The sequence below is a fragment of the Microbacterium sp. genome (assembly GCF_049661145.1).
GTDB lineage: Bacteria > Actinomycetota > Actinomycetes > Actinomycetales > Microbacteriaceae > Microbacterium.
The window spans coordinates 1-5,955 of sequence record NZ_JBASZT010000228.1; the positions used below are offsets into that span (position 1 = coordinate 1).

General features: G+C 70.0%; 5 protein-coding genes and 1 pseudogene. 5 read left to right on the forward strand and 1 reads right to left on the reverse strand.

The genetic code is table 11. From position 1 onward, the window contains the following. The 5 genes from WBP48_RS09690 to WBP48_RS09710 all read left to right on the forward strand — a co-directional run. Positions 1–1,636 (forward strand): lipopolysaccharide biosynthesis protein (locus WBP48_RS09690; RefSeq protein WP_424439553.1); only part of this gene is annotated, 1,636 nt, incomplete at its 5' end. Then, positions 1,633–2,601, forward strand: a complete 969-nt coding sequence (locus WBP48_RS09695; RefSeq protein WP_424439556.1) for a polysaccharide pyruvyl transferase family protein — start codon at positions 1,633–1,635, stop codon at positions 2,599–2,601. The genes WBP48_RS09690 and WBP48_RS09695, both read left to right, overlap by 4 nt. Positions 2,602–2,648: 47 nt before the next feature. Further along, the gene (locus tag WBP48_RS09700) at positions 2,649–3,875 is read left to right on the forward strand and encodes a hypothetical protein (protein ID WP_424439559.1); all 1,227 of its coding nucleotides are present in this window, start codon (positions 2,649–2,651) and stop codon (positions 3,873–3,875) included. Next, a complete protein-coding gene (locus WBP48_RS09705; RefSeq protein WP_424439562.1) occupies positions 3,872–4,843 on the forward strand; it encodes a glycoside hydrolase family 16 protein in 972 nt (323 codons plus the stop codon). The genes WBP48_RS09700 and WBP48_RS09705 overlap by 4 nt, the downstream gene beginning before the upstream one ends. Further along, positions 4,840–5,394 (forward strand): acyltransferase, encoded by a 555-nt coding sequence (locus WBP48_RS09710; RefSeq protein ID WP_424439567.1) that lies wholly within the window; start codon positions 4,840–4,842, stop codon positions 5,392–5,394. The genes WBP48_RS09705 and WBP48_RS09710 overlap by 4 nt, the downstream gene beginning before the upstream one ends. Before the next feature lie 126 nt (positions 5,395–5,520). Here the strand turns inward: WBP48_RS09710 and WBP48_RS09715 are convergent. Continuing rightward, positions 5,521–5,955, reverse strand: a pseudogene (locus WBP48_RS09715) (hypothetical protein); the annotation flags it as partial.

Here is a 5,955-nt window from a genome sequence, read left to right on the forward strand (position 1 = left end):
CACCACGGGGCCTGCGGCCGGCGGCGGCATCGCCCGGGCCGTCGTCACGACGTACGCGGCACGGTTCGCGTCGATGATCGCGTACGTGGCACTCCTGCCGATCGTGCTCATGGCCTTCGGTGCGGACGCGTACGGCCTGTACGTCTTGACGGTCGCGCTCGGCTCGCTGTTCCAGCAGGACCTCGGGATCGGCGGCGCGACGACGCGATTCATCGGGGTGGCCTTTCCCGCGCGCGACGTCGCGCGCATGCGCGAGGTCGCGTCGGCGAGCACGGCGTTCTTCCTCGCCGCCGCTGTGCTGCTGTCGGCGGCGAGCGCGCTGGCGTTCGCCGCCGCGGTGCCGAGCGCGCGCTTCGGTGACGATCTCATTCCCACCGCGTGGATGCTGTGCGTGCTCGGCGTCGTCAACGTGTTCGTGCTCCTCGCGTTCTCTTCGAACCGCCAGATCCTGGCCGGCATCGGCCGACTCGACGACGTGAACTACCTGCTCATCGGCCTCGCCCTGTTCCGCATCGTCGCCACGATCGTCGTGTGCTGGGCCCACCTCGGGATCGTCGCGGTGGCCGTCGTCGACGTGATCGGGATGCTGGGATTCGGCATCGCGACCTTTGTGCTGCGCCGGCTGCGGGCGCCGCAGATCACGGCAAGCTTCCGGCAGTTCCGCTGGAGCGTTTTCCGCGAGCTGTTTCACGTGAGCGCGCAACTGATGGTGGTAGGCGTTGCCGGTGTCGTCATCATGCAGGCGGGCGGCGTCCTCACCGCTCTCCTGCTACCGATCGCCTTCACGGCGATGTACGCCGCGGGGCAGCGCATCTATCTCCTCGTGAAAGAAGTGACCGGGTCGATCGCGACGGCCGTGCTCCCCACGGCATCCATGCGACAGGGGGGCGCCGAGGGTCTGCCCAACGGCGAACTGTTCCTGCGCGGCACCAGCCTTGCGAACATGCTCATGATGCTGGTCCTCGTGCCCGTCGTGACCTTCATGCCGATGATCATGACCCTCTGGCTGGGACCGGGCAGCGCACCCGCCGCCATCGTCGCCCAGATCCTCGTGCTGTCGCTGCTCGCCAACAACAACCATCTGCTGGCGATTCCGATCCTCACCGCCCAGGGATCGCTGCGAGGATACGCGATCCTGCACACGGTGTGGGCGGTCACCGGAACCGTGCTGGCTGCGGTGCTCGGCTCCGCGCTGGACTCGACGCCGGCACTCGCCGGCATCGCGCTCGGCCTCACGATCCCCGTGGTCCTTCTCGAGCCCATCTACGTGTTGATCGCGCTCCGCCGGCTGGGGCTGTCGGGGCGCGAGTTCGTGGTGCGCTGTCTCGTCAGCCCGTTCCTCAGCACACTTCCGCTGGCCGCGGGCGTGTACACCGTCAGTCTTCTCGATCCCTCGCTCGTCGTGGCGGTCCTGACCACCGTCGGCTGGGTCGTCGCGGCGGTGGCCGTGTACTGGTGCTTCGGGAAAGACGGCGTACCGCGACCGCGATGGTCGCTGTCGTCTCTAACTCGAAAGCGTCGCCACCCTGGGCAGATCTCCGAGCCCCCGCGGCGCGGCAGCGCCCCTGAAACGCTGATCCGATCGGCGGGCGGACAGCGGACCGGATACTCGACCAGGCAGGAGGGCGCACGATGACCATGCCCATGGGAAACACCCGGGACCGACTGGGCTACATCGACGAGATGCAGCAGCGCTCGTTCGATGCCCTGACTCAGCTGCATCGCGGCGTCGACGCACTGGTGTTCACGGACTTCCCGGACCACGAGAACATCGGCGACTCCGCCATCGCGCTCGGCCAGGCCGAGTTCTGGCGACGCGCCGGCATCCGCATCGAGGCCACCTACTCTTGGCGCACGATCGACGAACGGCTGTACGAGACGACCACCCCCGTCGCGATCCACGGCGGTGGCAACTTCGGCGGTCTCTATCCGCGCCACAGCGAACACCGCTACACCCTCACCGATCGGCTGCGACGCGACACCCTGCTCATCCAGGAGCCGCAGTCGGTGCACTTCACATCGGATGCCGACAGAGCGGAGTTCGTGACGCGGATGGCCTCCCGACCCGGGATTCGGCTCGCCGTGCGCGACCGGGACTCGCTCGCGGCCGTCTCGGACGTGGTTCCCGACACTGTGCTCGCGCCCGACAGCGTGCACATGCTGGGCAGGATCGACGCTCCCGCCCCCGACCGCGAAGTCGTGGTGCTGCTGCGGCGAGACAGGGAGAGCACCCTGTCGGGGACGAGTGCACGTCCGACGATCGACTGGCCCGCGATGACGTTCGCCGACCGGGTGCGGCAACGGCTTCGCCGCACCCTGCTGGAAGGCGCCGTCACGCGGACCTCGAACCGGTCGACCGCGCGGTGGCTCGCCGACGCCACGGCTCGTGTCGCGACGGGCGTCGCACTCCTGGCTCCCGGCGAGACAGTCGTCACCGATCGCCTGCACGCGATGCTCATCGCCCTGCAGCTGGGGAGGCGCGTCATCGCGATGGACAACGCCACCGGAAAGCTCACGAGCTACGCGCGCGCGTGGCTCCAAGACCTCAATGCGCCCCTCGAGTTCGCGGACGACCTGCCGTCCGCCCTGGCGCGGGTGTGATGCCGATGGTTCTCGCGTCTCAGGAGCACCTCCCGACACAGCACGCCGTGGCTCGTGAGGCCGGGGAGGCCACGCCCGGGGCGGCACCGGCGCCACGTGCGACTTCCGGTCGCCTGCTCGGCAGCGACCGGCTGGCCACCGGTGTCCGCATCAGCGTCGAGCTCGCACCTCTGCACGTGCCACGACGGGAGGAGGTCGTGGCCTCGGTGCGTACGCTGCTCCGCCTGGGCCCGGACGCGCGCGCCGGGCGCGTGATCGACGGCACCAGGTGGCGGTACGACCCGGACGGGATCGAGGAACAGGCGGAACGCGCGGTGCGGACGCTTCCGGATGAGTACACCGGGGCAGCTGGCACCCCGAGACTGCGCGAGATCGCCGAGCCCTCGCTCCCGTTCACCGTCTTCCTCGGCGAGCATCGCGCCGCACTGTGCATCGATCACCGGCTGGGCGACGGCTTTCTCGCCGTCCTGCTCACCGCCGCGACGCTGCGCGGTGGCCCGGTGCCCGCCGTCCTCGCCTCCGCTCGCGACGGCTCCCCGTTGCGCACCGCTCTCGGCGCCACCTTCCTGCGCCACGGCGGCCGGACGCGCGACGTCGTGCGCGCCCGGCTCGCGGATCATCGACCGGAATACAGCGGCCCGACGGCCCCCGGCGCGCGCGGTTCGCTCGACCTCGTCACGTCGATCATGGATGCCGACACCTTCCGCGGCTTCGCCGCGTGGAGCAAAGGTCGGGTTCCCCCTTCCCTCGCGATGCTCTTCGCGCTACGCGCCGCGCTGCATCGCGTCGGCATCCCGGTTATGGACGAGGGCTCGATCCTCGTGGATCTTCGCCGATACCTGCCCTCCGGCCGCTCGACGCTGGCGAACTTCGTCGTCGGGCACCCCATACCCCTCACCGAGGACCTCGATGAGGCGGGCGCCCGATTCACGCACGACCTGCACGTCGCGCGACCGCTGGCCGCACTGACGCTCGGACTGATGTCGCACCCCTGGAACCCGGCGACCGAGGCGCGCGTGCCCGCCCACGCCCGGCCCATCGTCAGCGACATGGGATTCCTTCGCTCTTTGGAACCGTTGCCGTGGTCGTCGGACAGTCCCACGGTGACCGTCTCGGTCGATCCGGCCGGGCGCAACGGCATCACGGCGCTGACGGCCGTCCTGCGTCGTCGCATGAACGTGTCATTCAGCTTCGACGGTTCGCTGTACCCGCGCGATGCGGTCAGTGAAGCGGCGACACTGCTCTGCCGCGATCCGAAGGGGCTCCTCACATGACCACCGCCGCGTCATCGTCCCCGCCCCAGGCCCCCGTCGCTCCGCTCCACCCGCAGCCGCCGCGGCGGCGGCGTCGTCGTCGGGGGATCATCATCACGGCGGTGGTCGCCGTCATCGTCGTCGCCGTCTTCGGCGGACTGCTGTGGTTCGTCGGCATCCCGTTCGCCGGTCAGCGCTACGGCGACGACGCGTCCCTGTTCGACGACTTCGATGGTGCCGCTGGCGCGAAGCCGGACCGGAATGCGTGGGCGATCCAGACCGGTGGCGGCGGCTGGGGCAACGACGAGCTGCAGACCTACACGGAGGACGCTGTCACGCTCGATGGTCAGGGCAATCTGGTCATCACCGCCACCGTGCCGCCCGATGGCGCAGGCGGTACCCCGACGTCCGGTCGCATCACCACGGCCGGCAAGTGGTCGTTCACGTTCGGTCGCCTGTCGGCGCGGATCAAGCTGCCGGAGGGACAGGGACTGCTCCCGGCATTCTGGCTGCTGGGCGATTCGCTCGAGCGCGTCGGTTGGCCGGCCGCGGGCGAGATCGACATCGTCGAAACGCCACGCGGCACGAGCCGCAGCGCGCATCATCTCCATGGCCCGCGCGGTGAGCCGGGCAAGAACAACGACGCGTGGTCACTCGGCGGCGGGGTCGATGCACCCGCACCGCTCTCCGAGGACTTCCACGTCTACACGGTCGAGAAGCAGCCCGGCCGGGTGATCATCGCGGTGGACGACCGCGTCGTGCTCGACGTCAGCGAATGGGACGTGCCCGTGCCGGGCACATGGGTGTTCGACGCGCCGACGCATGCGCTGTTCAGCCTCGCTGTAGGCGGCAACTGGCCGGGGCCTCCGGACGCGACAACTCCGGTGGTCAACGAGATGCTCATCGACTGGATCCTGTATACCCCGGCCGATCAGATCGGCGACGCTCCACTCGGAACCCTGCCCGATGACGAGGGGACTTCTCGATGAGCACGATGACCGAAGCCCGCGGCATCCGCCCGCTGGTCCACAGCATCGTGCAGGACCTGTCCTGGGGGTGGCGCTCCTTCGTCACCAACAGCGTCGCAGGCTCCCCGCTGTGCCCGCGAGCGGTGCGCTACGCCATCCTGCGGCTGCGAGGGTTTGACGTGCGCACCCCCAAGGTGCAGGCCCACTGCACGTTCACGGGGAGCCGCGACATCACGATCGGCGCCCGCACATCGGTCAATACGTGGTGCTACTTCGAGGCCGTCGCCCCCATCCGCATCGGCGAGGACTGCCACATCGCCATGTTCAGCCTCATCATCACGAGCGGCCACGGCATCGGACCGCACGGCGTCGAGCACACGCGCACGAGCGCCCCGGTGACGATCGGAGACCGGTGCTGGCTGGGCGCACGGGCGACCGTGCTCCCCGGAGTCACGATCGGCGACGACGTCATCGTCGCAGCCGGGGCAGTCGTCGTGCGCGACCTGCCGAGCGGCGGAGTGTACGCGGGCGTGCCCGCCCGGCTCATCCGCCCCCTCGCGGGCGCGACATGACAGGGCGCGCACCAATGACGTCGGTGCGCATCGCGCGCCGCGAGACCACCGACCCCGTCTGCGACGGCTGCACGATCCTGTTTCGGCGCACCAGGTTTCGGGCGCCGCGACAGGAGACTGGCGCCGTCAGTGAGGGTGATGAGGCTCGGCGTCACCCTCCGCGGTGACGTCGACGAGGGTGTGCGCCGCGACGCGATACGGCCGCGTGCACACCACGTCGCCGAGCTCGCGACGGATGCGGTGGACTTCTGCCCGTGCGGCCGGCTCCGACTCCACCGTTCCGTATACGTCGACGGCGAGCTCCTGCGCGCTCATCCCCTCGGGATGCGCGACGAGTGACCGCATGATCGCGGCGCGCCTGCCCACCAGCACGTGGGTCCACCCGGCACCGCCGACCCCGACGGTGACCTCGCAACGGCTCGGGCCGAACCGCAACTGCACATCCGCGGACTCAGCACGGGAACTCCGCCCCGCGAACAGCAGCCAGCCCCCGCCGACGTCGCCGACGCGTGCCGAGCCGAGCCCATCGATGACGAGGCCGTCGTGGGGGCGCGCCGGCGC

What these genes read in the sequence shown, in the direction of transcription:
- WBP48_RS09705 (WP_424439562.1), top strand. Translation starts at nt 3,872, where the DNA reads ATGACCACCGCCGCGTCATCGTCCCCGCCCCAGGCCCCCGTCGCTCCG.
- WBP48_RS09710 (WP_424439567.1), top strand. Translation starts at nt 4,840, where the DNA reads ATGAGCACGATGACCGAAGCCCGCGGCATCCGCCCGCTGGTCCACAGC.
- WBP48_RS09695 (WP_424439556.1), top strand. Translation starts at nt 1,633, where the DNA reads ATGACCATGCCCATGGGAAACACCCGGGACCGACTGGGCTACATCGAC.